The organism is Collimonas fungivorans (assembly GCF_001584145.1).
Classification (GTDB): Bacteria; Pseudomonadota; Gammaproteobacteria; order Burkholderiales; family Burkholderiaceae_D; genus Collimonas; species Collimonas fungivorans.
Genome location: NZ_CP013232.1, coordinates 2,529,888 through 2,555,900, shown reverse-complemented (window position 1 = coordinate 2,555,900; position 26,013 = coordinate 2,529,888). Strand labels below are relative to the sequence as shown.

The 26,013-nt window shown below is 59.6% G+C and carries 23 protein-coding genes and 2 pseudogenes; 7 read left to right on the top strand and 18 right to left on the bottom strand.

Annotation, left to right across the window (positions count from 1 at the left end; genetic code table 11):
- Nucleotides 1-73: 73 nt before the first annotated feature.
- The gene (locus tag CFter6_RS11055) at nucleotides 74-1,363 is read right to left on the bottom strand and encodes an MFS transporter (protein ID WP_061539960.1); all 1,290 of its coding nucleotides are present in this window, start codon (nucleotides 1,361-1,363) and stop codon (nucleotides 74-76) included.
- Nucleotides 1,364-1,636: 273 nt separating this feature from the next.
- On the opposite strand from CFter6_RS11055, the gene CFter6_RS11050 reads away from it, so the two are divergent.
- From CFter6_RS11050 to CFter6_RS11025, 6 genes and pseudogenes are all read left to right on the top strand, one after another.
- A complete protein-coding gene (locus CFter6_RS11050) occupies nucleotides 1,637-2,644 on the top strand; it encodes a LacI family DNA-binding transcriptional regulator (protein WP_082814704.1) in 1,008 nt (335 codons plus the stop codon).
- 1 nt (nucleotide 2,645) lies between these two features.
- On the top strand, nucleotides 2,646-4,145 hold the full coding sequence (locus CFter6_RS11045; RefSeq protein ID WP_061539958.1) for a sugar ABC transporter ATP-binding protein: 1,500 nt from the start codon (nucleotides 2,646-2,648) through the stop codon (nucleotides 4,143-4,145).
- Nucleotides 4,126-5,129: pseudogene (locus CFter6_RS11040) on the top strand (ABC transporter permease). The gene CFter6_RS11045 and the pseudogene CFter6_RS11040 overlap by 20 nt, the downstream one beginning before the upstream one ends.
- An 81-nt stretch (nucleotides 5,130-5,210) precedes the next feature.
- Nucleotides 5,211-6,188 carry a substrate-binding domain-containing protein gene (locus CFter6_RS11035; protein WP_061539957.1) on the top strand — a complete coding sequence of 326 codons (978 nt, stop codon included), beginning with the start codon at nucleotides 5,211-5,213 and terminating at the stop codon, nucleotides 6,186-6,188.
- Between the two features lie 54 nt (nucleotides 6,189-6,242).
- The gene (locus CFter6_RS11030) at nucleotides 6,243-7,295 is read left to right on the top strand and encodes a sugar phosphate isomerase/epimerase family protein (protein WP_061539956.1); all 1,053 of its coding nucleotides are present in this window, start codon (nucleotides 6,243-6,245) and stop codon (nucleotides 7,293-7,295) included.
- Nucleotides 7,296-7,297: 2 nt separating this feature from the next.
- The gene (locus CFter6_RS11025) at nucleotides 7,298-8,506 is read left to right on the top strand and encodes a Gfo/Idh/MocA family protein (RefSeq protein ID WP_061539955.1); all 1,209 of its coding nucleotides are present in this window, start codon (nucleotides 7,298-7,300) and stop codon (nucleotides 8,504-8,506) included.
- Nucleotides 8,507-8,559: 53 nt separating this feature from the next.
- Here CFter6_RS11025 and CFter6_RS11020 read toward each other — a convergent pair whose 3' ends face one another.
- The 17 genes and pseudogenes from CFter6_RS11020 to ndk form a co-directional block, all read right to left on the bottom strand.
- Nucleotides 8,560-9,096 (bottom strand): phosphoribosyltransferase, encoded by a 537-nt coding sequence (locus CFter6_RS11020; protein WP_014005912.1) that lies wholly within the window; start codon nucleotides 9,094-9,096, stop codon nucleotides 8,560-8,562.
- Between the two features lie 7 nt (nucleotides 9,097-9,103).
- Nucleotides 9,104-10,417 (bottom strand): adenylosuccinate synthase, encoded by a 1,314-nt coding sequence (locus tag CFter6_RS11015; RefSeq protein WP_061539954.1) that lies wholly within the window; start codon nucleotides 10,415-10,417, stop codon nucleotides 9,104-9,106.
- Between the two features lie 3 nt (nucleotides 10,418-10,420).
- Nucleotides 10,421-11,569 (bottom strand): ATP phosphoribosyltransferase regulatory subunit, encoded by a 1,149-nt coding sequence (locus CFter6_RS11010; RefSeq protein WP_061539953.1) that lies wholly within the window; start codon nucleotides 11,567-11,569, stop codon nucleotides 10,421-10,423.
- A 142-nt stretch (nucleotides 11,570-11,711) separates the two neighbouring features.
- Nucleotides 11,712-12,626: a protease modulator HflC gene (gene hflC, locus CFter6_RS11005; RefSeq protein WP_061539952.1), complete on the bottom strand. Its 915-nt coding sequence runs from the start codon at nucleotides 12,624-12,626 to the stop codon at nucleotides 11,712-11,714.
- Nucleotides 12,626-13,924 (bottom strand): FtsH protease activity modulator HflK, encoded by a 1,299-nt coding sequence (hflK, locus tag CFter6_RS11000; protein ID WP_061539951.1) that lies wholly within the window; start codon nucleotides 13,922-13,924, stop codon nucleotides 12,626-12,628. Before hflK ends, hflC begins: the two co-directional genes overlap by 1 nt.
- An 87-nt stretch (nucleotides 13,925-14,011) precedes the next feature.
- A complete protein-coding gene (gene hflX / locus CFter6_RS10995; RefSeq protein ID WP_061539950.1) occupies nucleotides 14,012-15,163 on the bottom strand; it encodes a GTPase HflX in 1,152 nt (383 codons plus the stop codon).
- A 42-nt stretch (nucleotides 15,164-15,205) separates the two neighbouring features.
- Nucleotides 15,206-15,442 carry an RNA chaperone Hfq gene (gene hfq, locus CFter6_RS10990; RefSeq protein ID WP_061539949.1) on the bottom strand — a complete coding sequence of 79 codons (237 nt, stop codon included), beginning with the start codon at nucleotides 15,440-15,442 and terminating at the stop codon, nucleotides 15,206-15,208.
- Nucleotides 15,443-15,589: 147 nt separating this feature from the next.
- A complete protein-coding gene (gene der / locus CFter6_RS10985) occupies nucleotides 15,590-16,933 on the bottom strand; it encodes a ribosome biogenesis GTPase Der (protein WP_014005905.1) in 1,344 nt (447 codons plus the stop codon).
- 32 nt (nucleotides 16,934-16,965) lie between these two features.
- Complete coding sequence (gene bamB, locus CFter6_RS10980; protein WP_335340325.1) at nucleotides 16,966-17,754, bottom strand: outer membrane protein assembly factor BamB; 789 nt, start codon at nucleotides 17,752-17,754, stop codon at nucleotides 16,966-16,968.
- Nucleotides 17,676-18,002, bottom strand: coding sequence for an outer membrane protein assembly factor BamB family protein (locus CFter6_RS26805; RefSeq protein ID WP_335340324.1), 327 nt, complete (start codon nucleotides 18,000-18,002; stop codon nucleotides 17,676-17,678). Before CFter6_RS26805 ends, bamB begins: the two co-directional genes overlap by 79 nt.
- Nucleotides 18,003-18,143: 141 nt before the next feature.
- Nucleotides 18,144-18,794, bottom strand: a complete 651-nt coding sequence (locus CFter6_RS10975) for a tetratricopeptide repeat protein (RefSeq protein ID WP_061539948.1) — start codon at nucleotides 18,792-18,794, stop codon at nucleotides 18,144-18,146.
- A 25-nt stretch (nucleotides 18,795-18,819) separates the two neighbouring features.
- Entirely contained in the window at nucleotides 18,820-20,214 is a 1,395-nt protein-coding gene (hisS, locus tag CFter6_RS10970; RefSeq protein ID WP_061539947.1) for a histidine--tRNA ligase, read from the bottom strand.
- Between the two features lie 53 nt (nucleotides 20,215-20,267).
- A pseudogene (ispG, locus tag CFter6_RS10965) lies at nucleotides 20,268-21,544 on the bottom strand (flavodoxin-dependent (E)-4-hydroxy-3-methylbut-2-enyl-diphosphate synthase).
- Between the two features lie 23 nt (nucleotides 21,545-21,567).
- Nucleotides 21,568-22,521 carry a helix-turn-helix domain-containing protein gene (locus CFter6_RS10960; protein ID WP_061539946.1) on the bottom strand — a complete coding sequence of 318 codons (954 nt, stop codon included), beginning with the start codon at nucleotides 22,519-22,521 and terminating at the stop codon, nucleotides 21,568-21,570.
- The gene (gene pilW / locus CFter6_RS10955) at nucleotides 22,514-23,356 is read right to left on the bottom strand and encodes a type IV pilus biogenesis/stability protein PilW (protein ID WP_061539945.1); all 843 of its coding nucleotides are present in this window, start codon (nucleotides 23,354-23,356) and stop codon (nucleotides 22,514-22,516) included. Before pilW ends, CFter6_RS10960 begins: the two co-directional genes overlap by 8 nt.
- The gene (gene rlmN, locus CFter6_RS10950) at nucleotides 23,353-24,528 is read right to left on the bottom strand and encodes a dual-specificity RNA methyltransferase RlmN (RefSeq protein WP_014005899.1); all 1,176 of its coding nucleotides are present in this window, start codon (nucleotides 24,526-24,528) and stop codon (nucleotides 23,353-23,355) included. Before rlmN ends, pilW begins: the two co-directional genes overlap by 4 nt.
- A 99-nt stretch (nucleotides 24,529-24,627) precedes the next feature.
- Nucleotides 24,628-25,035, bottom strand: coding sequence for a nucleoside-diphosphate kinase (gene ndk / locus CFter6_RS10945; protein ID WP_061539944.1), 408 nt, complete (start codon nucleotides 25,033-25,035; stop codon nucleotides 24,628-24,630).
- A gap of 260 nt (nucleotides 25,036-25,295) precedes the next feature.
- Here ndk and CFter6_RS10940 point away from each other — a divergent pair, with 260 nt between their 5' ends.
- The gene (locus tag CFter6_RS10940) at nucleotides 25,296-25,991 is read left to right on the top strand and encodes a Bax inhibitor-1/YccA family protein (protein ID WP_061539943.1); all 696 of its coding nucleotides are present in this window, start codon (nucleotides 25,296-25,298) and stop codon (nucleotides 25,989-25,991) included.
- The last annotated feature ends 22 nt before the right edge of the window (nucleotides 25,992-26,013 follow it).

Below are 26,013 nucleotides of genomic sequence, written 5' to 3'. Positions count from 1 at the left end.
ATATTTTTTGCATGACAGACAAGCCACACTGGCGTCGACTGTCATGCATTTCCTGGACGGGCCGCGCAGGCCGTTAGCGCAGGCGCAACTTGTAACGCGCTGCAAGCGTAGCGATCACGCTCAATAATGCACCGCCGATTACATAGAAGGTCACCGCCAGCTTGTTCTCTGTAACGGCGATCAGCCAGGTGATCGTCATGCCTGCAAAACCGCCGAAAATCATCACCGCGATGTTGTAACTCAGCGACATGCCGGTGCCCCGGGTCTGGACCGGGAAAATATCCGACAGCAGCGCCGGCATCGAGGCAAAATACATGGTCATCAACAGGCCGATCACGCCTTGCACCAGCAGCAGGTTGATGAAGCTCGGGTTGAACGACAGCCAGGCGAACAAAGGATAAGTCAGCAACACGAACAGCACGCTGCTGGCCAGCATGAACGGGGTGCGCCCATATTTGTCGGAAAGCTGGCCGACCACCGGCGAGAACAGCAGCATGATCAGGCCGGCCAGGATAGTAGCGCTGAACGAAGCGGTCGACGTCATGCCCAGCTGCTTGACCGCATAGGTCGGCATGTAGACCACCAGGTAGACCGACACGGTAGCCATGATGACGCTGCCGGAACCGATCAGCAGCCGCATCTTCTGGCTGGTCATGATGTCGCGCAGCGGCGTGCGGGTAGCGTCGGCCTGGGCGAATTCAGGCGACTCTTCCAGGTTCTTGCGGATGTAATAACCGGCCGGTCCGATCAGCAAGCCAAAGAAAAACGGCAGGCGCCAGCCCCAGGATTCCAGCTGTTCGGTACTGAGCTGGGATGACAGCAGCGCCCCTGCCAGCGCCGCCAGCACGATGCTCAGGCCCTGGCTGGCGACCTGCCAACTGGAAAAGAATCCGCGCCGGTGCGGCGCATGCTCCACCAGGAAGGCGGTCGAGCTGCCGAATTCGCCGCCGGCGGAAAAGCCTTGCAGCAAGCGCGCCAGCACGATGCCGGCCGGCGCCCACAAGCCGATCTGGGCATAGGTCGGCATGATCGCGATCAGCAAGGTGCCGATCATCATCAGCAGGATCGACAGCGTCAAGGCCGCCTTGCGGCCGACACGGTCGGAATAGGCGCCGATGACGACCGCGCCCAGCGGCCGCATGAAAAACGACACACCGAAAGTGGCAAAGGTAATCAGCAGCGAAACGGTCTGGTTCGCCGTCGGGAAAAACAGTTTGGCGATGGTGACCGCCATGGCGCTGTACAGCAAGACATCGAACCATTCCAGCGCATTGCCGATGGACGACGAAATGACGGCGCGCCAGGTCTGCGGGTGCTGTTCGAAAGGCGTTGCGACGGTGCTGCGGCTTGCAATGCTGCTCATAGACATATCCTTTTTTGTTTGACCACGGTGATACCCTCGGTTTTGGTTTTCTTCCCTTTACTGCTTCCTTTACTGCTTCCTTTACTGCTTCCTTTACTGCTTCCTTTACTGCTTCCTTTCCTGCGCTTCGATTCTCCCCCTCCTTGCCTTTTCCAAGTTCGATTTTGATGTTGCATCACAGCATGAATTCATCTTGCCAGCCACGCGGCGAGCACGTATAAATCAAATGTAATCGATTACATTTAAATTGACCACCGCAAACGAATTCCTCACATGCCGCCTAAATCCACGTCTGCCTCGATCTCCGCTGTCGCCCTGCATGCCGGCGTATCCGTGGCTACCGTGTCTCGCGTCATGAACGACATGGATGGCGTACGGCCCGGGACCCGCGACAAGGTAATGACCTCCGTGACAGCGCTGGGCTATCGGCTGAACCACCTGGCGCGCAACCTGCGCACCGCCACCAGCCGCCTGCTGCTGACCATGGTGCCGGACGTCGGCAATCCGTTTTATTCGGAAATCGTGCGTGGCATCGACAGCGTGGCGCGCGAGCACGGTTATTTCGTCATGCTGTGCGACACCGGCGCCGAAGCCGGGCGCGAGAGCGCCTATTTCGACCTGCTGCGCACGCACCGCGCCGACGGCGCGATCTGCCTTGACCCGGATACCGTGCAGCATGCCCTTGCCAATGAATCGAATATCCTGCCGTGGGTCGCCTGCTGTGAATTCGATCCCGACATCGCCGTACCGTATGTCGGCGTTGACAACTACCGCGCCGCCGGCGACGCCGTGCGCCACCTGATAAACCGCGGCCATACCCGGATCGGCCTGATCAACTCGGACCAGCGCTACCGCTATGCGCGCGAGCGCCAGCGCGGTTATCTCGACGCCCTGCAGGCGGCCGGATTGCAGGCACGCCCTGAATGGCGGCAGCAGGTCGACAACCTCGACTATGAGGCCGGCAAACACGCCACCTTGCAGATGATGGCGCAGCCGGACGCGCCCAGCGCCGTCTTCGCCGTATCCGACACACTGGCTATCGGCGCCCTGAGCGCCATGCGCCAGTTGAACAAGCGCGTCCCCGAAGAAGTCGCCGTGGTGGGCTTCGACGATATTGCCATTGCCGCGCAAACCTGGCCGGCGCTGACCACCATCGCCCAGCCCATGCGCGCCCTCGGCGAAACTGCCGCGCAGTTGCTGCTGCAGCGGCTGGCCGACCCGGAAGCAACCGTGCAAGGGGTGCTGCTGCCGCATCAACTGGTCCAGAGGGAGAGCAGTTGAGATGAGCGTCGCCGTCCGCTTCGAGAATATACGCAAGGATTTTGGCGCAGTGCGCGTGCTGCACGGCGTCAGCTTCGACCTCGAACTGGGCCGGGTCTACGGCTTGCTGGGTGAAAACGGCGCCGGCAAATCGACCTTGATGAAAATACTGGCCGGTTATGAAAGCATCACCGAAGGCGAGCTGACGATTGACGGCAAGAGTCGCCATTTCACCGGTTCGCGCCAGGCCGAGGCATGCGGCATCGTCCTGATCCACCAGGAATTCAACCTGGCCGAGCACCTGACCATCGCCCAGAACATTTTCCTCGGCCATGAAAAACGCAAGGGCTGGCTGCTGGATGACGCCGCCATGCGCAGCGAAGCAGCTGCCTGCCTGGCCCAGGTCGGCCTCGACCTGAGCCCGGACACCAAGGTCAGCGCCCTGATCGTCGCCGAAAAACAGCTGGTGGAAATTGCCAAGGCCTTGTCGCGCAAGGCGCGCCTGCTGATCATGGACGAACCCAGCGCGACCCTGACATCGAACGAGACGCAAAGGCTGTTTGCCTTGATGGCGCAGCTCAAGCAGCAAGGCGTCACCATCATTTACATCTCGCACAAGCTGGATGAAATCGAGAACCATACCGATGAAGTGATCATCATGCGCGATGGCCGTTTCGTCGCGCGCGAGCCGACCGCCAGCCTGGACCGCCACCAGATGGCGAACCTGATGGTGGGACGCGATGTGTCGGACATGTTCCCGCCCAAGGTGATGCCGGCGGCGGATGCGCCGGTGCTGCTCAAGGTGGAAAACCTGGCGGTGCCGGGCTGGATCCCGGACCTCGGTTTTGAAGTACGCGCCGGTGAAATCCTGGGTTTTGCCGGGCTGGTCGGCGCCGGCCGCACCGAAGCCATGGAGGCGCTGATCGGCCTGCGCCCGCGCAGCGGCGGCCGCATCGCCATCGGCGGCAAACAACTGGACTTGCGCAGCCCGCGGCAAGCCATGCAGCATAGCCTGACTTACCTGAGCGAAGACCGCAAAGGCAAGGGCCTGCACGTAGATCTCGGCCTGCGCGAAAACCTGACCCTGATGACGCTGGAGCGCTACAGCCATCCCCTGCTCGACCTGCAGGCGGAAAAACAGGCGCTGGCCCGCGCCATCCAGGACTTCAACATCCGCACCGGCAACCCTCAGGCGCAGGTGCAAATGAAGGCGCGCATGCTATCCGGCGGCAACCAGCAAAAGCTGGCGCTGGCCAAATACCTGCATGCCGACCCGCAGGTTGTCATCCTCGACGAGCCGACCCGCGGCGTCGACGTCGGCGCCAAGCGCGACATCTATTTCCTGATCCAGCGCCTGGCCGCCGAGGGGCGGGCGGTAATTGTCATTTCATCCGAACTGATCGAACTGATCGGCCTGTGCCATCGCGTCGCCGTCATGCGCGCCGGCGTTCTGCAAACCACGTTGGCTAGCGATCAGCTGACCGAAGAGGAGTTGATTTCCCATGCTACCGGCACCCGTTGATTCCCGCGCATCCGCCCGGTTCTTCCAGTACCTCAATCATCTGAAGGGACTGGGCCCGGTGCTCGGACTGGTCGGCCTGTGCATCGCCGGCACCTTGCTCAACGGCGATTTCGCCACCGTCGACAACCTGATGAACGTGCTGACCCGCACCGCTTTCATCGGCATCATTGCGGTTGGCATGACGTTTGTCATCATTTCTGGCGGCATCGACCTGTCGGTCGGCTCCATGGCCGCGCTGATTGCCGGCAGCATGATTTATTTCATGAACATGCTGATGAGCGCAGGCACCCTCGGGCCGCTGGCCATCGTCGTGACCGGCATCGCGATGGCGCTGCTGCTTGGCCTGGTCTTCGGCTTGCTGCACGGCTTGCTGATCACCAAAGGCAAGATCGAAGCATTCATCGTCACGCTGGGCACGCTGGGCATCTTCCGCTCGGTGCTGACCTACCTGGCGGACGGCGGCGCGCTGACGCTGGACAACCAGCTGTCCGACCTGTACAGCCCGGTCTACTACACCAACCTGCTGGGTGTGCCGATCCCTATCTGGGTGTTCCTGGCAGTAGCGCTGGCGGCGCGCTGATACTGAACCGTACCGCTTTTGGCCGCCACGTGCAGGCGATCGGCTCGAACGAACAGGTAGCCCGCTACGCCGCCATCCGGGTCGATTTCGTCAAGACCTGCACTTATATGCTGCTGGGTGTATGCGTCGGCATCGCCACCGTGCTGTACGTGCCGCGCCTGGGTTCAGCCTCGCCCACCACCGGCCTGTTGTGGGAACTCGAAGCGATTGCCGCCGTGGTAGTAGGCGGCACCGCGCTCAAGGGCGGCTCCGGCCGCATCGTCGGCACCGTGGTGGGCGCGATCCTGCTATCGGTGATCAGCAACATCCTTAACCTGACCAGCATCATCAGCGTGTACCTGAATGCGGCAGTACAAGGCGTCGTCATCATCGCAGTCGCTTATTTCCAGCGCGGCCGGCATTGAGTGTTGCTGCCGGCAGCGTTATGTCGTTTGTAGTTTCAAAACCGGATGCCGATAGCGGCACCACCAACTGGAGGAGATACCATGCATTCGATCCATCGTATTTTTAGCCGCGGCTTGCTGCCGGCTGCCGCCCTGGCCGCATTTGCATACAGTGCCGCCCTGCCCGTCCACGCCGCCGAAAAGGTGACGCTCGGCGTCGCCATTCCTACCGCTACCCACAGTTTCACCGCGGGCATCGTGTGGTGGGCCAACGAAGCCAAGAAAGAACTGGAAAAAGCCCATCCCGACCTGAAAATCATCGTCAAGACATCGGCCGCGGCATCGGAACAAGCCAACCAGCTGCAAGACATGCTGACCGTCAACAAGATCAACGCGCTGGTGATCTTCCCGCTGGAATCGGCTGCGCTTACCCAGCCGGTGACGCAAGTCAAAAGCAAGGGCGTGTACGTCACGGTGGTTGACCGCGGCCTGACCAATACCGCCGCCCAGGACGCCTATGTCGCCGGCGACAATACCGCCTTCGGCAAGCTGCCGGCCGAGTACCTGGCCAAGCAGCTCAACGGCAAGGGCAACATCGTGGTGCTGCGCGGCATCCCGACCACCCTCGATAACGAACGTTTCGACGCCTTCAGCGCCGTCATGAAAGGCCATCCTGACATCAAGATCCTCGACGCCAAATACGGCAACTGGAACCGCGACGACGCCTTCAAGGTAATGCAGGACTACCTGACGCGCTTCCGCCAGATCGACGCGGTCTGGGCGGCGGATGATGATATGGCGGTCGGCGTGCAGAAAGCCATCGACCAGGCCAAACGCAGCGACATCAAGGAGATTTTCGGCGGCGCCGGCGCCAAGGGAGCCGTCAAGAAAATCATCGACGGCGACAAGATGATCAAGGCCGACGTATCGTATTCGCCGAAATTCATCTACGACGCCATCAAGATGACTGCCGAGGCCCGTCTCAAGGGTGAGAAACTGCCGGCGACCACCATCATCCCGTCGGTCCTGATCACCAACCAGAACGCCAAGCAGTTCTATTTCCCCGATTCGCCGTTTTAATGCGGGGCCGCGCCGCTTCGGCGGCGCAGTTGCTCTGCACGAAAGGATTGCACCGTGAAAACGATACTAGGTCCGGCCCTGTTTCTGGCCCAGTACATGGGCGACAAGGCGCCGTTCGACACATTGGAAAACCTGGCCAGGTGGGCTTCCGCGCTGGGCTACAAGGCGCTGCAGCTACCCACCGATGTACGCCTGTTCGACCTCGAACAGGCGGCGCAAAGCCAGGCATATTGCGACGACATCGCCGGCATGCTGGCCGGCTACGGCTTGCAGGTCAGCGAACTGTCGACCCACTTGCAAGGCCAGCTGCTGGCGGTACACCCGGCCTACGACGTGCTGTTCGACGGCTTCGCGCCGCCGGCGCTGCGCGGCAATACGGCGGCGCGCAGCGCCTGGGCCGAGGACCAGCTGCGCTGCGCAGCCATCGCCTCGCGCCGACTGGGCCTGCGCGCACACGTCACTTTTTCCGGCGCGCTGGCCTGGCCCTACCTGTATCCCTGGCCGCAGCGTCCGGCCGGACTGGTGGAAACTGCATTCGCCGAACTGGCGCGGCGCTGGCGTCCTGTGCTCGACGCTTTTGACGACGCCGGCGTCGATCTTTGTTATGAACTGCATCCCGGCGAGGACCTGCATGACGGCGTCACTTTCGAACGTTTCCTGGAAGCGGTCGATCATCATCCGCGCGCGAACATCTTGTACGATCCAAGCCATTTCTTGCTGCAGCAGCTGGACTACCTGGCGTTCATCGACATCTACCACCGGCGCATCAAAGCCTTCCACGTCAAGGACGCCGAGTTCCGCCCTAACGGCCGGCAAGGCGTCTACGGCGGATTTTCCGACTGGCAGGAACGTGCCGGACGCTTCCGTTCGCTGGGCGATGGCCAGATCGATTTCAAAGCCATTTTTTCCAAGATGGCCCAATACGATTTTCCCGGCTGGGCCGTGCTGGAATGGGAATGCGCACTGAAACATCCGGAAGACGGCGCGGCCGAGGGCGCGGAATTCATCCGCCGCCATATCATCCGCGTCAGCGAACGCGCCTTCGACGATTTTGCCGGCGGCCAGGTGCAGGCGGCGCAAATTGCACAAATATTAGGATTGGACTAGACATGGGCATCAATCACGGCAAGCAGGAAACCAGGCTGCCACGGCGTTTGCGCCTGGGCATGGTGGGCGGCGGCGACGGCGCTTTCATCGGCGCCGTGCACCGCATGGCTGCGCGGCTCGACGACCACTACGAACTGGTGGCGGGAGCGCTGTCCGGCAACCCGCTGCGAGCGGCGTCCAGCGCCGCCGCGATACGCCTGGACCGCAGCCGCAGTTATTCCGATTATCGCGACATGGCGCGGCGTGAAGCGGCCCGCCCGGACGGCATCGACGTGGTGGCGATTGTCACCCCCAACTACCTGCATGCGCCGGTCGCCACCGCTTTCCTGGAAGCCGGCATCCATGTCATCTGCGACAAGCCGCTTGCCGTCTCACTGCAAGAGGCGCAAACGCTGGCGACCCTGGCGCAACGCAAGAACCTGGTGTTCGCCCTCACCCATACGTACACCGGTTATCCGATGGTTCGCCATGCCAAGGAACTGGTCGAATCGGGCGCGCTAGGCGAATTGCGCCTGCTGCAAGTGGAATATTCCCAGGACTGGCTGGCCGACGAAATACCCGCTGCTGCCGCCGCTGCCGACGACGGCACGCAAGATCCGGCGGCGCTCGGCTGGCGCTCCGATCCGGCACGCAACGGCCCGGCAGGCACCCTGGGCGATGTCGGCAGCCATGCCTACCAGCTGGCGCAATACGTCAGCGGCGCGACGCCGACCCAGTTGCTGGCCGAACTGCATACCTTTGTGCCGGGACGACTGGTCGATGACCATGTGCAGGTGATGCTGCGCTACGCCAATGGCGCGCGCGGCACGCTGTGGGCCAGCCAGGTCGCCACCGGCTGCGAGAACGCACTGCGGCTGCGCCTGTACGGCAGCAAGGCCAGCCTGGCGTTCGACCAGGAAAACCCGAACCAGCTGTGGTTCACGCCGCAAGGCGGCCAGGCGCAATGCCTGACGCGCGGCCGCGCGCAGGGCCAGGCAGCAGCGCACGCTACCCGGGTGCCGGCCGGCCATCCGGAAGGCTACCTGGAAGCGTTTGCCCAGCTCTATGTCGACGCCGCCCAGCAGATCGCCGCGCGCAACGATGGCCGGCCCATTCCGAGCCATAGCCGTTTCCTCACCACGGTCGAGGATGGCGTGCAAGGCATGGAATTCATTGAAGCGGTGTTGCGCAGCCATGCGCAGGACGCCAGCTGGGTCAGCCTCGGACAATAGGCGTAAAAAGCCCCGTTGTATAAGCAACGGGGCTTTTTGTTCAGCGCGTTCGATTATCTCGATACGCCTTTTTTGCTCCATGCTTCCAGCTGGTGCGGACGCAGGCTGTCGTATTCTTCAAAAGGCTGGTGGATCCACGGATTGGTCGGCAGGTAATCGACATAAAAATCCGGTTTCAGCGAAGAACATGCCTTCCACCAGATCACTGCCGATTTCACCTCGGTCACCGGCGCATAGTTTTCCTTCAGGTGATGCAGGACCTTGTCCAGCGTCACGCCCGAATCGACCAGGTCGTCTACGACCAGCACCCGGCCCGACAAGGCGCCGCGGCTCATGGTGATGTGCTTGCCGATATCGAGTTCGCTACGCACCGTGCCGGCATCTTCGCGATAAGAACTGGTGGACAGGATCGCCAGCGGCACGTCGAAAATGCGTGAAAACACATCGCCCGGACGCAAGCCGCCGCGCGCCAGGCACAAGACCTGGTCAAACTGCCAGCCGGAGGCGTGCACGTTCAGTACCAGTTTTTCAATTATGCGGTGATATTCATCCCACGAGACCCACAGGTCTTTATCATCTGATTTGTTCATATTGCTTTTATTTAAATGGATGGCGCAAAACGATGGTTTCTTCGCGGTCCGGACCGGTCGAAACCATATCGATAGGCACGCCTACCAGTTCTTCGATACGTTTGATGTAGGCACGGGCGGTGGCCGGCAAGGCGTCCATCGATTTGGCGCCGACCGTGGATTCGCTCCAGCCCGGCATTTCTTCGTAGATCGGCTGGCACAGTGCAGCGTCTTCGGCGCCGACCGGGAAGATGTCGACGGTCTTGCCGTTGAGCGTGTAGCCGGTGCACAGCTTCAGCGTTTCCAGGCCGTCCAGCACATCCAGCTTGGTCAGGCACATGCCGGACACGCCGTTGATCTGCACCGAACGTTTCAGCAGCGCGGCATCGAACCAGCCGCAGCGGCGGGCACGGCCGGTCACCGTGCCGAATTCGTGGCCGACGCTGGCCAGGTGCTTGCCGACGCCCTCGTCGGTCGCCAGTTCCGATGGGAACGGACCGGAGCCGACACGCGTGGTGTAAGCCTTGGTGATGCCCAGGATGTAGTGCAGCATGTTAGGACCGACACCGCTGCCGGCAGCGGCATTGCCGGCCACGCAGTTGCTCGATGTGACGAACGGATAAGTGCCGTGGTCAACGTCCAGCAGGCTGCCCTGCGCACCTTCGAACAGCAGGCTGGCGCCGTTGTTGTAGGCTGCGTACAGGTCGCTCGACACATCGGCCACCATCGGCCGCAGGCGCGGCACGGTCGCCAGGGCGTCGTCCAGCGTCTTTTGATAGTCGACCGCCGGCGCCTTCAGGTAATTGGTCAGGACAAAGTTGTGGTATTCCAGGTTGGCTGCCAGCTTTTCCGCAAAACGCTTCTCGTTGAGCAGGTCGGCGACGCGGATCGCGCGGCGCGCAACCTTGTCTTCGTAGGCCGGGCCGATGCCCTTGCCGGTGGTGCCGATCTTGGCGTCGCCGCGCGCTGCTTCACGCGCCGCATCGAGTGCGGTGTGGTAAGGCAGGATGATCGGACAGGCTTCGGAGATCTTCAGGCGCGATGCCACTTCCACCCCGGCCACCTGCAATTTGTCGATCTCGCGCAGCAAGTCGGGCACCGACAGCACCACGCCGTTACCGATGTAGCAAGCCACGCCGGGACGCATGATGCCGGACGGGATCAGCTGCAATGCCGTCTTGTGGCCGCCGATGACCAATGTATGGCCAGCGTTATGGCCGCCCTGAAAACGCACGACTGCCTGTGCGTGGTCGGTCAGCCAGTCAACGATCTTGCCTTTTCCTTCGTCGCCCCATTGGGTGCCAATCACAACGACGTTTTTTGCGGTGCTTTTCTGTAACATCACTTAGTCCAAATTTTTGATAATCCAGTTTCCATTTTCGAGTACAACCGCGCGGTCGCAATCGAACTCGTCTTGATCGTTTTCATGGCCGGGCAGACTCTGGATCACAACTTCCCCAGCCTTGCGCAATTCAACGATCTTTTCCTTCAAACCTGCTTCAATTCCCCAAGGCGCATGGATCGCGCGCTTGCGGGTTGCTACCGGAATCAGTCTTGCCAGTTCCCGCAGATCCATCGAAAAACCGGTGGCCGGGCGTGAACGGCCGAATGCCGCGCCAACGTCGTAACGGCCGCCGCGCAGAATCGCATTCGGCAGGCCAGGCACGTAAGCGGCGAAAATCAGCCCACTTTCGTAATGATACCCGCGTAAATCGGCTAAATCGACGGTAACGCAATCTTTCCCGGCCGCTTCTGCCAAAGTTTCCAGTTCATCCAGGGCTTTGGCGATGGCCGGCAGCGCAGGCAGCACCTGGCGCGCCTGCTGCAAGACGCCGGCGTCGCCATACAGGCCGGGCAAGGCCAGCAAGGCGGCCCGGGTATCCGGCTTGTAATTGACGCTGATGGTGCGCAAGCCAGGCACATCCTTGGCTTCCAGCAAGGCGACCAGCTCGGTTTCATCCAGCTTGGCGGCATCGTCGCCGCCGATAATCGTGCGCAAAATGCCAACATGGCACAAATCCAGGCGTACTTGGGTGATCCCGGCCAGGGCCAGGGTCGCCAGTGCCAGTTCCTGGATCTCGGCATCGGCTTCCAAGCCCAGGTGGCCGTAAATCTCGGCGCCGATCTGCAGCGGCTCGCGGGTGGCGTGCAAGCCGATCTGGCGGGTATGCAAGACGCTGCCGACGTAACACAGGCGGGTGACCGATTCGCGGTTCAGCAGGTGGGCGTCGATGCGCGCCACCTGGGTGGTCATGTCGGCGCGGATGCCGAGGGTACGGCCGGACAGCTGGTCGACCAGCTTGAAGGTGCGCAGGTCGGTATCCTGGCCGGCGCCGGCCAGCAAGGATTCCAGGTACTCCAGCATGGGCGGCATGACCAGCTCGTAGCCGTACAGGCGGAAATTATCCAGTATCAGGCGACGCAGGTCTTCGATCTTGCGCGCTTCGGACGGCAAGACGTCGGCGATGTTTTCAGGGAGAAGCCAATTCGGCATAAGAAAAATGAATCTAGGGAAAATTACTTTTGTGGATCAATTCGGCTAAATGCAGGGCCCGGTTATCAATACGGCAATAACAATATACGGCTGTCGAAAATAAGGAATGGCGCCGCTAGCGAGGGCGCCATTCCCGGATAATTCAGCCCAGCAGAAAAGGCCTATTTTTTTGCAGGCGCTGCCGCCCGCCGCCAGCCGGACTACGGAAATATTTAAAGAATTCCGAGTTCGGATCGATCACCATCAGATCCTGGCGGGTCTTGAAGCTGGCGCGGTAAGCCTCAAGGCTACGGTAGAACTTGTAGAATTCCGGATTCTGGCCGAACGCTTGGGCATAAATCTGCGAAGCCTTGGCATCGCCCTCGCCGCGCATCTTTTCAGCATCGCGATAAGCTTCCGCCAGGATCACGGTACGCTGCTTGTCGGCGTCGGCGCGGATCTTTTCCGAATCCGCGGAACCGGTCGAACGCAATTCATTGGCAACCCGCAGGCGCTCGGACTTCATGCGGTCGTACACCGAGGCATTGATCTGGTCGACATAATCAACCCGCTTGAGGCGCACATCGATGATATCGACGCCGATCTGCTTGGCTTCTTCCGCCACTTTGCTGCGGATCGCGTCCATCACCTTGCCACGCTGGCCGGAGATCACTTCACGCACTGTGCGCTTGGTGATTTCATCGTTCAGCGCCGCCTTGACGATTTGCGACATGCGGTCCTGGGCGCGCTTTTCATCGCCGCCGAAACTGACGAAATACAGTTTCGGATCGGTAATCCGCCATTTGGTAAAGGCGTCGATCAGGATGTTCATCTTTTCCGCCGTGATGAAACGGTCGGTATCCGGCGGATCGATGGTCAATATGCGCTTGTCGAGGAACACCACGTTCTGGAACGGCGGCGGCAGCTTGAAATGCAGGCCGGGCTGGCTGATCACCTGTTTCACTTCGCCAAGGGCGAACAGGATCGCGTACTGGCGCTGGTCAACCACGAAGATGGTCGAAAACACCAGCCACAGCGCGGCAAATACGAATATCAGCAGGGAGATAAGGCGGTTCATTATCGTCCCTCCCGATCACGCGAGTCGCGGCTGTCGCGCGAACGGTCATCCGGCTGCGGCCGGGTTTCGACCGTGCTGGCGCCATCCTTCATCACCGATGACGATGCACTGGTGCCGGCGCTGCTTGCCGCCGCACCCGGCACGGCATTGGCCACCGACTGCGAAATCAGCTTATCCAATGGCAAATACAATAAATTACTCCCGCTTTTAGCATCAACCATCACTTTTGTCGTATTCGCAAAAATCTGTTGCATGGTGTCCAGGTACATCCGGTCGCGCGTCACGGCCGGCGCTTTCTGGTATTCGGTCAGCACTTGCTTGAAGCGCGAAGCATCGCCCTCGGCATTGGCGGTGACGCGGGCGCTGTATGCTTCCGCTTCCTGCAGCAGGCGCGAAGCCGCGCCGCGCGCTTTTGGAATCACGTCGTTGGCGTAAGCCTGGCCTTCGTTTTTCTGGCGCTCGCGGTCCTGCCCCGCTTTTACCGCGTCATCGAATGCGGCTTGCACTTGTTCCGGCGGCTGTACGCCCTGCATCGTGACATTGGTGATCTGCACGCCGACCTTATAGCGATCCAGGATCTGCTGCATCAACTGGCTGGTGTCGAGCGCGACTTTTTCACGGCCTTCGTACAGCACGAAGTCCATCTTGTTCTTGCCGACTACCTCGCGAATCGCGGTTTCCGCCACCTGGCGCACGGTTTCTTCCGGATCGCGGACGTTGAAGACCCAGTCCGATGCGCTCTTCAGCGTGTACTGGACGGCGAACTGGATATCGATGATGTTTTCATCATCGGTCAGCATCAGGGCTTCTTTGGGTTGCTTGTTCTTGGCGTTGGCGCGATAGCCGACTTCGACCGTGCGCACCTGGGAAACATTGACGATTTCATGGCTCTGGATCGGGTAAGGCCAGCGCCAGTTGAAACCAGGAGTGGTTGAGTGGCTGTACTTGCCGAATGTCATGACAACGCCGGTCTGGCCTTCCTGCACGGTAAAGAAACCGCTGGCCAGCCACAGCAAGGCCACCACCGCCGCAATCGCGCCGACGCCGACACCGGCGCCTTTCATGCCCGGATTGAAGCCGCCGCCGCTGGAATCGCCGCCACCGCCGTTTTTATTGCCCAGCAGGCGCGCCAGGCGCTGGTTGAAATCCTGCCACAGCTTGTCCAAGTCCGGCGGGCCGCCGTTATTCGGCTTTTTGCCGTCATTGTTTTGCTTGTTGTCATTTTGCGAATTCCGGCCCCATTGCGGGTCGTTCAACGAAAATTTCACACCAAGTTTTTTGAATAAGGTACCAAGCATTCGATCGTTATCTTTAAGTAAATAAAACAAATAGGTGGGAATGCTCGTTTGAGGCGCTTACTTTTGAAACAACGGCTTAACAATGCTTTACACCTGCTGCTGCGTATTTTCCGCGGCTGGCAACGGATATACAGTTGCCACCGGATCGCCGGCCGCCGGATCGCCGCCCGGCCGATTGCCGGTCACGAATTCCGCGATGGCCTGCCTTAATAAATCCAGGCCCAGGCCTTTTTGCGCGCTAACAAAAACTCGCTGAATTTTATCATACTCATCACGTTCGACCGCCGGCTCCAGTTCCGCTGCGTCAATCTTGTTCCACACCAGAATCTGCGGAATATGGTCGGCGCCGATTTCTTTCAACACCAGGTTCACCTGCTCGATCTGCTCCAAACGCGCCGGACTTGCAGCATCCACCACGTGCAGCAACAGGTCGGCATGGATGGTTTCCTCCAGGGTTGCCCGGAATGCGGCAACCAGTTGATGCGGCAGCTCACGAATGAAGCCGACCGTATCGGAAATCACCACACTGCCCGCTTCGCCCAGGTAAACCCGCCTGGATGTCGTGTCCAGCGTAGCAAACAGTTGATCCGCGGCATACACGCCGGCTTTCGCCAGCGCGTTGAACAAGGTCGATTTGCCGGCATTGGTGTAACCCACCAGCGAAATCGAGATAGTCGCACTGCGCCCGCGTGCGCGCCGTTGCGTTGCATGTTGCCGGTGCAGCTTGTCGAGCCTGGCGCGCAGGGCCTTGACCCGGTCGCCGAGCAAACGGCGGTCGGTTTCCAGCTGGGTTTCACCTGGTCCGCGCAAGCCGATACCGCCCTTTTGCCGCTCCAAGTGAGTCCAGCCGCGGATCAGCCGCGTCGCCAGATGTTGCAGCTGCGCAAGCTCTACCTGCACTTTACCTTCATGGCTTTTGGCTCTTTGGGCAAAGATGTCGAGTATGAGGCTGGTGCGATCCAGCACTCTTACTTTCAGTACACGTTCGAGATTGCGCTGCTGGGCTGGCGACAAGGCGTGGTTGAAAATGACTATTTCAAGCTCATCGTCAAATACCGCGTCGGCGATTTCCTGTGCTTTGCCTGAACCGACAAACAAGGCGGCGTCAGGACTGCTGCGCTTGCCGGTGATGGTGACGAGAGGCACCGCGCCGGCTGACTTGGCCAGCAAAGACAGTTCTTCCAGACTTGCGGCAAAGTCGCCTTTGCCGAAGTCCACTCCGACTAGCGCTGCGCGCATGGGTACATTCGTGTAGCTGCGGCCCTCGCCGACAGTGAATAGTTATTCTGCTTCGGCTTCAAGATTCAGATTGACAGCGCGTGCAGGAACAACGGTTGAAATGGCGTGTTTGTATACCATTTGGGTAACGGTATTACGCAGTAAAACGACGTATTGATCGAAGGATTCGATATGACCCTGGAGCTTGATGCCGTTGACCAGATAGATCGACACTGGAACATGCTCTTTACGCAAGGCGTTCAAAAACGGGTCTTGTAACAATTGCCCTTTATTACTCATGGCTACTCCACTGTGTTGTTGTGATTAGAAGTCAGATGCAAACTAAAAATATAGAACCAATAAGATTCTAAGCGAATGACTCGGTGGGTGTTTTACGAATGTAAACGATTTTCGGATTTACTGCTCGGAAAAAGTGTTTTTAAAAAATTATTTTTCCTGGCGAGCGTATGGATTCCGACTGGATCTGAACTCGATGCGTAATGGAGTCCCAACCAGCGAAAAAGTTTCTCTGAAATGTTTTTCGAGATAACGCTTATAGTTGTCTTCGATCGACTCCAGGGCGTTGCCGTGGATCACGACGATAGGCGGATTCATGCCGCCCTGGTGGGCATAACGCAGCTTCGGACGGATCGAACCCTTGCGCCGCGGCTGCTGGTGCTCTACTGCTTCGATCAGGGCGCGTGTCAGCTTCGGCGTAGTCAGGTTGGACATGGCCGCCGCGTATGCGGAATCTATCGATTTCATCAACGGCGTGATGCCGGTAGATTTCAGCGCCGAAATGAAATGGAATTTCGCAAATGACAGGAAGTTCAGCTTGCGATCCATGTCCATCTTGATTTCATCGCGGCGGTCGCTGGTCAAGCCATCCCATTTGTTGACGCCGACCACCAGCGCACGCCCGGTCTCCAGCACAAAGCCGGCGATGTGGGCATCCTGTTCGGAAATATCCTGTTGCGCGTCGAGCAGCAGCAAGACCACATTGGCTTCCGAGATCGACTGTAAAGTCTTGACCACGGAAAACTTTTCGATAGCTTCGAAAACTTTGCCGCGGCGGCGGATGCCGGCAGTATCGATCAAGGTGTATTTCTTGCCGTCGCGCTCGAACGGGATCTCGATCGAGTCGCGCGTGGTGCCCGGCATGTCGAACGCGATCACACGCTCTTCGCCCAGCAAAGTGTTGACCAAGGTCGACTTGCCGACATTCGGACGGCCGACGATGGCGATCTTGATGCCGCGCTCCTTGTCTTCCGGCTCAGGCTCTTCCGACGGGCGCTGGGAGAAAGCCAGGTCGAGCGACTCTTCCACCAGGTCAGTCACGCCGTCGCCGTGGGCGGCGGAAATGACGTAGGGATCGCCCATGCCGAGTTCATAGAACTCGGCGGTGACCGAGGTGTACTTCATGCCTTCGGATTTGTTCACCACCAGCATCACGGAGCGGCCGGATTTGCGCAAGAAATCGGTGATGGTCTTGTCGTGCGGCGTCAGGCCCTGACGGCCGTCGACAATGAAAATCACGATATCGGCTTCCGCCACCGCCTGCTTGGTCTGCTTTGCCATTTCGTGCATGATGCCGTCTTTGGCAACCGGCTCGAAACCGCCAGTATCGATCACCAGGAACGGGCGTTCGCCGACCCGCCCTTCGCCGTAGTGGCGATCGCGAGTCAAGCCGGGCAAATCGGCGACCAAGGCATCGCGTGAACGCGTCAGGCGATTAAACAGGGTCGATTTGCCGACATTGGGACGTCCTACAAGTGCAATTACTGGCTTCATTAAGTTGTTTTCACTCAGTTGTTACTTAGTTGTTACTCTGTCGCGATAGCGATCAGTGTTCCGGATTTTGTTTGAAAAATCACATTGGAGCCTGCCACCACCGGATTCGGCAGCACCGCACTGCTGTCTGCACGGATCCGTGCTATCAGGGCGCCGTCATCGCGCGACAAGAAGTGAATATAACCTTCAAAGTCGCCCACGACTACCGCTTTAGGCAGGACTGCCGGGGCAGTCAGGACACGGTTGGCGAGCTGCTTGTTTTGCCATACTACCGCACCGCTGTCCAAGGTGAATGCCGATACCGCGCCATGCTCGTCGGCTGCATAGATATTCTTGCCGTCGCTGCCGACGCCGACATCGCTGGAAAACGGCTTGGCCCAGTGTGCAGTGCCGCTGCCGGCGTCGAAGCAGCCGACCCGTCCCTGGTAGGCGACGGCGCAGACTTCACGGCCGACAATCACCGGCATGCCGGAAGCGTCGGCTACCCGTTCCAGCTCGGTAGTGCCGCGCGGATCGCCGATCGCCATTTCCCACCAAGGACCGCCGTTAGTCAGGTTCAACGCTGACAGGCGGCCGCCCGGCAAGGACAGGAAAGTTGCCTGCGGCACAACCAGGATGCCCGGCGCCGAACGCAGGGTCAACGGCGGCAAGGTGCGCAGCACGGCCCAGCGACGCTCGCCGGTTGCGGCATCATAAGCCGCAATCCGGTTGTCCTGGCTGCGTACGATCACCAGGCCCTGGCCTACAGCCGGAGCCGACAAGATCTCGCTGGAAGCTTGCGCCTGCCAGATTTTTTTGCCCTGGCCGTCAAACGCCAGCACAACGCCTTTCTCCCCGCCACCGCAACCGTATTACCGTCGCTGCCGGCGCCGGCGGTCAGGCGCGTGCCGGCGCTGATGCGCCAGGCAACCGTGCCGTTGGCGGCGTTGATGCGCGTCACTGTACCGTCAGCCGCTGCCGCAAACACGCTATCGCCTGCAACCACGGGCGAGAAGGTGAAGATGGCGGCGCTGCCGACCGACTGCTTCCAGACTGGTTGCACCTTGAGGCTTTGGGTAAATTCAACCAAAGGCGCTGGCTGGTTACTTGTCTTCTTGCTACTGAACAAGGAGCAGCCGCCCAATATCAACAACGCACCGGCACAGGCGGCAACAGCTCGCAGAGTAGCTCGTAGAGTCTTCACACGCATATTCTTCCTTTTTCCGAATTATCAGGCCGCGGCTTTGGCTGGAGCTCCGCCAATCGCATCAAGTTTCAATTGAATCAATTCCTTGCCAGGATTTTTGCTTTCCATCTTGTCCAAGGCCAGCTGGTAGGCGGCGCGCGCTTCGTCCAGCTTGTTCTGGGCTACCAGGATGTCGCCCTTGCGATCGGCCGCCGCGCTGGCGAAAGGCGCCGGCAGGTCTGCCGCCAATACTTTCAAGCCGTCGTCATAGGCCTTCTGGTCGAGCAGGATGCCGGCCAGACGGATCCGCGCCAGCGCCTTGTAGTCTTCGTCGCGGCCATGGTCGACCACCCATTGCAGCTGCTCCTTTGCCGCATTCAGGTCATTGGCGTCAAACGCCACCTTGGCGGCCGACAAGGCCGCCATGCCGGCATACGCCGTACGGCCGAATTTCTGCTGGATATCGGCAGCGGCGCGCTGCACCTTGGCGTTGTCCTTGCCCGCCACCGCCTTTTGCTGCTCGTCGTAAAGCTGCGACGCCTGCAAGGACTGGCTGCGCTGGTAATAATTCCAGCCGGACCAGCCGGCGTAGGCAGCCAGGGCGATAATCAGCACCCAGGTCGTCAGATTGCCGTATTTATTCCACCAATCCTTAAGCGTTGCCAGTTGTTCCTGTTCGTCGAGATCGAATGCCATATGATTTTAGTTTTTAGTGATGAATTTAATGATGATAGTGAACATGTCCATGGCCATCATGATCACCATGGTCGTGGTCATGATCGTCGCCGGCGCCGACGATCTGGTCGACCAGATAATCGCTTACCGCATCGAAAGGTACGACACTTTGATTGCCGGCACTAGCTTTTTCGGCATCGCCGTCGCCCTCGGCGCGCAAGGTCTTGACGGTCGCGGTCTGGTTCGCCACTTCGTCTTCGCCGATAATGATGGCGTAGGCCGCGCCGCTGGCATCAGCGCGCTTCATCTGCGACTTGAAGCTGCCGCCGGCATTGGCCGAGGCGCAATGTAGCACAACATCCAGCCCGGCATTGCGCAAACGCTCTGCCAGCACGAACGATTGCAGCTGCGCCGCCTCGCCCTGATGCACCAGGTACACATCGCACTCGTTGCGCACGGCTTGCTCGCCGTTCGCGCGCATCAGTTCCAGCAAGCGCTCGATGCCCATCGCAAAACCGCAGGCCGGAGTCGGCTTGCCGCCGAACATTTCCACCAGCGGATCGTAACGGCCGCCGCCGCATACCGTACCTTGCGAGCCGAGCTGGTCGGTGACCCATTCGAAGACGGTACGGTTGTAGTAGTCCATGCCGCGCACCAGGCGCGGGTTGATGGTGAAAGGAATATTGTTGTAGTTCAGGATCTTTTGCACGCCTTCGAAGTGCGCCAGCGATTCCGTGCCCAGGTAGGACAGCAGTTGCGGCGCGCCGTTGACCATTTCCTGCATGGCCGGATTCTTGGTGTCCAGGATGCGCAAAGGATTGGAGTGCAGGCGACGCTGCGCATCGGCGTCCAGCAGTTCCTTGTGCTGCTCAAAATAGGTAATCAGGTCGGTGCGGTGACGGTTGCGCTCTTCCGCATCGCCGATCGAATTCAGTTGCAGCTTCACGTCCTGCAAGCCGAGGTCGTCCCACAGCCGCTGGCACAGCATGATCAGCTCGGCGTCGATATCCGGGCCGGTAAAACCAAGCGCTTCGGCGCCGACCTGGTGGAACTGGCGGTAACGGCCGCGTTGCGGACGCTCGTGGCGGAACATCGGGCCGCTGTACCAGAGCCGCTTGGGGCCGTCGTAAGTCAGGTTATGCTCGATCGCCGCGCGCACCACGCCGGCCGTGCTCTCGGGGCGCAGGGTCAGGTTGTCACCGTTCATCGCATCGGTGAAGGAATACATTTCCTTTTCGACGATGTCGGTGACAGCGCCGAGGCCGCGCGCAAACAAGGCGGTAGGTTCGACGATAGGCGTGCGGATTTTCTGGAAACCGTAGCTCTTCAGCACCGACTCCACCGTGTTTTCAAACAATTCCCACAAGGCGGCATCGGCCGGCAGGACATCGTTCATACCTTTTACGCCGACGATTTTTTCGGCTTTCTTATTTTCAGACATTCTTTTTCAGTACACCAGTAGTGGTCAGTTTTTATGGTTGATATTTATTCGGATCAGGCCGCTGCCTGGCCATAATGGCTCTTCACGTAATCCAGCACCACCGCCTGGAACTCTTCGGCGATCCGCTCACCGCGCAGCGTCAGTTTTTTCTCGCCGTCGATGAACACCGGCGCAGCCGGCGATTCGCCGGTGCCAGGCAGGCTGATGCCGATATTCGCATGCTTGGATTCGCCCGGGCCGTTCACGATGCAGCCCATCACCGCCACATTCATGCCTTCGACGCCGGGATAGGCTTTTTTCCAGACCGGCATCTGGTCGCGCAGATAGGTCTGGATCTTGTCGGCCAGGTCCTGGAACACGGTCGAGGTAGTGCGGCCGCAACCAGGGCAGGCAATCACCATCGGCGCGAATTTGCGCAAGCCCATGGTTTGCAGTATTTCCTGGCCGACGATCACTTCTCGCGTGCGGTCGCCGCCCGGCTCCGGCGTCAGCGAAATCCTTATGGTGTCGCCTATGCCTTCCTGCAGCAGCACCGACAGGGCTGCGGTCGAAGCCACAATACCCTTGCTGCCCATGCCGGCTTCAGTCAGCCCCAGGTGCAGGGGGTAGTCGCAACGCCGCGCCAGTTCGCGGTACACGGCGATCAGGTCCTGCACGCCCGACACCTTGCACGACAGGATGATGCGGTCGGCTGCCAGTCCCAATTCTTCCGCGCGCTGCGCGTTCTCTATCGCCGAGGTCACCAGCGCTTCATACATGACCGCCTGCGCCGGCCATGGCTGGCTGCGCAAGGCATTCTCATCCATGATGCGCGCCAGCAAGGCCTGGTCCAGGCTACCCCAGTTGACGCCGATGCGGACCGGCTTGTCATACTTGCAGGCGGCTTCGATCATCTGTGCATACTGGGTGTCGCGCTTGGCGCCCTTGCCGACGTTGCCCGGATTGATGCGGTATTTCGACAAAGCCTGGGCGCACTCGGGAAATCGTTCAGCAGGGTATGGCCGTTGTAGTGAAAATCCCCCACCAGCGGCACATCTATCCCCATCTTGTCCAGCTGCTCGCGGATCGCCGGCACGGCCGCAGCCGCTTCCGGATTGTTCACGGTAATGCGCACCAGCTCGGAACCGGCACGCGCCAGGTCCTTGATCTGGATCGCGGTGCCGATCGCGTCAGCGGTGTCGGTATTGGTCATCGACTGCACCACTACCGGCGCACCGCCGCCGACCATGATCTTGCGCTCGCCATAACTGATCGTTGCGCCGCGGCTAAGGCGGCGCACGCTGGGGCCTGAGCTTATTGCTAAATTCGTTGGCAAATTCGTCTGCGGCATGGGCTGCTCTCTTTCCATCACGCTTATTTCAGGGTCAATCTGGCCACATTGGTTTTCGAACCGGCCTTCAAGTCCACCGGCACACCGCGCAGCGTCGCGTCGACGCCGGCAAGATTGCCGATAATGATATTGACCGGCTGCGACATGTCGACTGTTTCCGTACTGCCGGCCTTGGCCAGGCGCGAAACCAGCACGGTGTTGTCAGCGCGTTTGATTTCGACCCATGAGTCCTGGCGGAAGTTCAGGTTCAGCTCGCCGCCGCTGGCCGTGGCCGGGTTCGCTATCTGGGTGTTCGCCGGGACCGCATTGACGCCGGTCTCGGACACCGCCGCCGCACTCGCAGCGGGAGCCGGTGTGGCAGTCAAGGCCGCATTGGCTGCCGTATCTGCCGCCTGCGTTTCGACTGCAGGCGCAGCAGTCTTATCCTTGTCTTCCGTGCTTGCCGTACTGCCCGCAGCAGCTGATTTTTCAGCCAGCGACTGCAACGTGTTCTGCACCACCGGCAACACGTCCAGCCGTATCGCCACCGCCAGCAGCAACAGCAGCACGGCCAGCACCACCAGCCACTTATAGGCAAATTTATTACGCCCCATCAAGCTGAAGCGGGACTCCGAGAAAGGCGTCGACAACGGGCTGCCATGCACTACGCTGACTGTCGCTCGCGCCGTTGCCGGCGGTGCGATGGTCGCCAGCAAGGCGGCTGCATCCAGGCCCAGCAATTTTGCATAGGAACGGATGAAACCGCGCGTCATCACCATGGTCGGCAAAGCAGCGTAATTGTCCTTTTCCATGGCGTCGATCTGACGCGGCGCCAGCTTCAGGTGGCTGGCCACGTCCTGCACCGACCAGCCCAGCTCTTCCCGCCTGCCGCCCAGTTGCGCGCCGAGCGAAAGCGGTTCGGAGCTGGCAGTTGCGGGAACTACTGCGTCCTCGCCAGAATCGGCATCGGTGATTTTCAGCTGTTCAGGCTCACTCATTAAACGCCCCGCGCTGATAAGCTGCGAATTCCGGGGAGCCGCCAAAACGACGGCGCAATTGCGTCACCAAACTTGCCTCTGCAGCTGTGTCACCCAACTTTCGCTCCACTTTGATAGCTGTCCACAATGCTTCCGCATTCTGCACATCGGTTTTTAATACGAGGCCGATATAAAACCGGGCCTTTTCATAATCGTTGCGGTCATACGCCAGCTGCGCCAGCTTGGCGTTGGTCAGAGGATTGCTGGCGTCGAACTGGAACGCCTGCGACAGGTAACGCTGCGCCGCCACGGTATCGTTGAATTTGAGGCTGCAGACACCGGCGTTGGTCAGCGCTTTTGCCGGCGACTGGTAATTGCGGCTTTTCAGCGCCGTCTCGAAATGCACTATCGATTCCTTGGCGCGGCCGTTCTGGCACAGGAACCAGCCATAGTTGTTGGCATAATCCGGATTGTTCGGTGACAGCCGCAAGGCGCGCTGGAAATTGTCGTCGGCCAGGCGGTTTTCAGACATGCCCATGTAGATCAGCCCGCGCACGCTATACGCGTCGGCCAGTTCAGGATCTGCCGCCAGGGCCTGCTTGATCTCGTCCAGCGCAACTTCCAGCTGGTGCTGCTCGTAATAACCGACCGCCAGCTGCAAGCGAATGCCGGCGCGGCGCTGAGCTTCAGTCTGGTCCGAACTGGTAGCCAGTTCGCGGCGCGAACCACCCTCGCTGTCACTGCTGAGCGGCGGGCTGGTGCAAGCACTCAAGCCGGCCAATAACGACAACGCGGCCGCGGCGAACACCAGCCGGCCTTGCCAGCTCCCGAGCTTGCTACTTGCTTTTTCTATCACTGAGACACCTCGATGATACGGCCAAAGTTCTTTCCGAATTTCTGCTGATATTCGGTCATTTTCTGCATGCGTTCCTGCACCCGCGTCCGGTCCTGCACTTCGCCGGCGAGCTGGCCGCAGGCGGCGTCGATATCGTCGCCGCGCGTCTTGCGCACGGTGGTGACGATGCCGGCGTCCATCAGGATCTGGGCGAAGGCCTTGATGCGCGGATTGTTGGAGCGCTTCAATCCCGATTCAGGGAAAGGATTGAACGGGATCAGGTTGAATTTGCAAGGCACGGCCGGCCCGCCTGCGTGGCCCTGCACCAGGGCGATCAGCTCGCGGGCGTGGGCGTCGGTATCGTTGACGCCGTCCAGCATGCAATATTCAAAGGTGATGAAATCGCGCGGCGCAAACTCCAGGTAGCGCTTGCAGGCAGCCATCAGGTCGCGCAGCGGGTATTTCTTGTTGAGCGGCACCAGGCCGTCGCGCAAGGTATCGTTGGAGGCGTGCAGCGATACCGCCATCGCCACCGCGCAATCCTGCGACAGCTTGTCGATCATCGGCACCACTCCGCTGGTGGACAAGGTCACGCGGCGGCGCGACAGGCCATAGGCGTTATCGTCCAGCATCAGCTTGAGCGCGGTCACAGTCGGTTCGTAGTTCAGCAAGGGTTCGCCCATGCCCATCATCACGACGTTGGTGATCTGGCGCTCGCCTTTATGGCCGGGCTCGATGCCCTTCGATTTACGCAGTTCAAACTCGGCCATCCACAGCTGGCCGATGATTTCACCGACTGTCAGGTTACGGCTGAAACCTTGCTTGCCGGTGGAACAGAAGCGGCAATTCACCGCGCAGCCGGCCTGGGTCGAAATGCACAGGGTGCCGCGGTTCTCTTCGGGGATGAACACCGTCTCCACCGCATTGCCCTGGCCGACATCGAGCAGCCACTTGCGGGTGCCGTCGGTCGAGGTGTGATCGCTGATCACTGCGGGAGCGGCGATCATGGCCCGGGTCGCCAGCTTGTCACGCAATGACTTGGCCAAATCGGTCATTGCATCGAAATCGTGTGCGCCGAATTGATGAATCCAGCGCAGCAGTTGTTTTGCACGAAACGGCTTCTCACCCAACTCGCCGCAATAGGCGGTCAGTTGTGCGGGATCCAGATCCAGCAGGTTGGTGAGAGCAGTCATGGCATTTCCAATTCAAGATAATTGCAGGACAGGGTCGCCGCACTTTACAACAATGAGCGTTTTTCCCTGCCCCCAACTATGCAAAACATTTAAAACAAATTACGCCGGGAAGAAATAGGCGATTTCGACTTTCGCCGCTTCCACTGCGTCCGAACCGTGCACTGCGTTAGCGTCGATCGAGTCAGCGAAGTCAGCACGGATAGTGCCTTTTTCTGCCTTCTTAGGATCGGTTGCGCCCATCAGGTCGCGGTGCTTCAGTACTGCGTTTTCGCCTTCCAGCGCTTGGATCATCACTGGGCCGGAGATCATGAAATCGACCAGATCCTTGAAGAAAGGACGTGCGCTGTGAACCGCGTAGAAACCTTCAGCTTCTGCGCGCGACAGGTGCGTCATGCGGGCAGCAACGATTTTCAGGCCAGCGTTTTCAAAACGGGTGTAAATTTGACCGATTACGTTCTTTGCCACTGCGTCCGGTTTGATAATCGACAGGGTGCGTTCAATTGCCATCTGAAAAACTCCAATAAAATGAAAGGGTTAAGCTGCTTATTTAAATGACTGGTTAATAGTTCAATCAACCTTTGATTTTAACACGAATCACCCATGTAGAATCGTCAAAACCAGCCAAAACGCAAGCTGCATGCCATAGAAAAGTCGTAAAATACGCCCGAGAACCACTTTGCGGCGTTGTTGTCTCATGTAATGATGTTGAAGTTAGATGCTATGATCGCAACAATTTAGTATTTTTGCAATTTCCAAAGGAGTCCCTGATGAACCCGAACCTGCAACCGACCTACTCGCCCGGCAGCACCGCGCTGAGCGCACAGCACCGCGTACTGCGCAACACGTACTGGCTGCTGGCCCTGTCCATGTTGCCGACGATTGCGGGCGCGTGGCTGGGTGTACAGATGGACTTCAGTTTCTTCAGAAACAGTCCGCTGATCGGCTTCATGGCTTTCATGGCCGTGGCGTTTGGTTTCTTTTATGCAATTGAAAAGACCAAGAACACCGGCTGGGGCGTATTGCTTCTGCTCGGTTTCACCTTCTTCATGGGCCTGATGCTGTCGCGCCTGATCGGCCATACGCTGGTCGGCTTCTCCAACGGCGCCTCGCTGATCATGATGGCTTTCGGCGGCACCGCCAGCGTGTTTGTAGTCATGGCAAGCATCGCCACGGTCAGCAAGCGCGATTTCTCGAACATGGGGAAATGGCTGTTCGCCGGCGTCGTGGTGCTGCTGCTGGCATCGCTGGCCAATGTTTTCCTGCAGATACCGGCGCTTTACCTGGCGGTATCGGTGATCGCCATTGCGATTTTCTCGGCCTACATCCTGTATGACGTGCAGCGCATCATCAACGGCGGCGAGACCAATTACATCTCGGCGACGCTAAGCCTGTACCTGGATGTCTACAACATCTTTGTCAACCTGCTGTCGCTGCTGGGGATTTTCGGCGGCAACCGGAACTAAGCAGCACCAGGTATAAAAAAAC

Excerpts from the sequence above, each read along its gene's own strand:
- rlmN (WP_014005899.1), bottom strand. The coding sequence starts at position 24,528 with ATGACTGCTCTCACCAACCTGCTGGATCTGGATCCCGCACAACTGACC.
- CFter6_RS10940 (WP_061539943.1), top strand. The coding sequence starts at position 25,296 with ATGAACCCGAACCTGCAACCGACCTACTCGCCCGGCAGCACCGCGCTG.
- hflX (WP_061539950.1), bottom strand. The coding sequence starts at position 15,163 with ATGCGCGCAGCGCTAGTCGGAGTGGACTTCGGCAAAGGCGACTTTGCC.
- CFter6_RS11010 (WP_061539953.1), bottom strand. The coding sequence starts at position 11,569 with ATGCCGAATTGGCTTCTCCCTGAAAACATCGCCGACGTCTTGCCGTCC.
- CFter6_RS11020 (WP_014005912.1), bottom strand. The coding sequence starts at position 9,096 with ATGAACAAATCAGATGATAAAGACCTGTGGGTCTCGTGGGATGAATAT.
- CFter6_RS11055 (WP_061539960.1), bottom strand. The coding sequence starts at position 1,363 with ATGAGCAGCATTGCAAGCCGCAGCACCGTCGCAACGCCTTTCGAACAG.
- CFter6_RS11045 (WP_061539958.1), top strand. The coding sequence starts at position 2,646 with ATGAGCGTCGCCGTCCGCTTCGAGAATATACGCAAGGATTTTGGCGCA.
- CFter6_RS11050 (WP_082814704.1), top strand. The coding sequence starts at position 1,637 with ATGCCGCCTAAATCCACGTCTGCCTCGATCTCCGCTGTCGCCCTGCAT.
- CFter6_RS11015 (WP_061539954.1), bottom strand. The coding sequence starts at position 10,417 with ATGTTACAGAAAAGCACCGCAAAAAACGTCGTTGTGATTGGCACCCAA.
- CFter6_RS10960 (WP_061539946.1), bottom strand. The coding sequence starts at position 22,521 with ATGAGTGAGCCTGAACAGCTGAAAATCACCGATGCCGATTCTGGCGAG.
- hflC (WP_061539952.1), bottom strand. The coding sequence starts at position 12,626 with ATGAACCGCCTTATCTCCCTGCTGATATTCGTATTTGCCGCGCTGTGG.
- hisS (WP_061539947.1), bottom strand. The coding sequence starts at position 20,214 with ATGTCTGAAAATAAGAAAGCCGAAAAAATCGTCGGCGTAAAAGGTATG.
- hfq (WP_061539949.1), bottom strand. The coding sequence starts at position 15,442 with ATGAGTAATAAAGGGCAATTGTTACAAGACCCGTTTTTGAACGCCTTG.
- ndk (WP_061539944.1), bottom strand. The coding sequence starts at position 25,035 with ATGGCAATTGAACGCACCCTGTCGATTATCAAACCGGACGCAGTGGCA.
- CFter6_RS11035 (WP_061539957.1), top strand. The coding sequence starts at position 5,211 with ATGCATTCGATCCATCGTATTTTTAGCCGCGGCTTGCTGCCGGCTGCC.
- CFter6_RS10975 (WP_061539948.1), bottom strand. The coding sequence starts at position 18,794 with ATGGCATTCGATCTCGACGAACAGGAACAACTGGCAACGCTTAAGGAT.
- der (WP_014005905.1), bottom strand. The coding sequence starts at position 16,933 with ATGAAGCCAGTAATTGCACTTGTAGGACGTCCCAATGTCGGCAAATCG.
- CFter6_RS11025 (WP_061539955.1), top strand. The coding sequence starts at position 7,298 with ATGGGCATCAATCACGGCAAGCAGGAAACCAGGCTGCCACGGCGTTTG.
- hflK (WP_061539951.1), bottom strand. The coding sequence starts at position 13,924 with ATGCTTGGTACCTTATTCAAAAAACTTGGTGTGAAATTTTCGTTGAAC.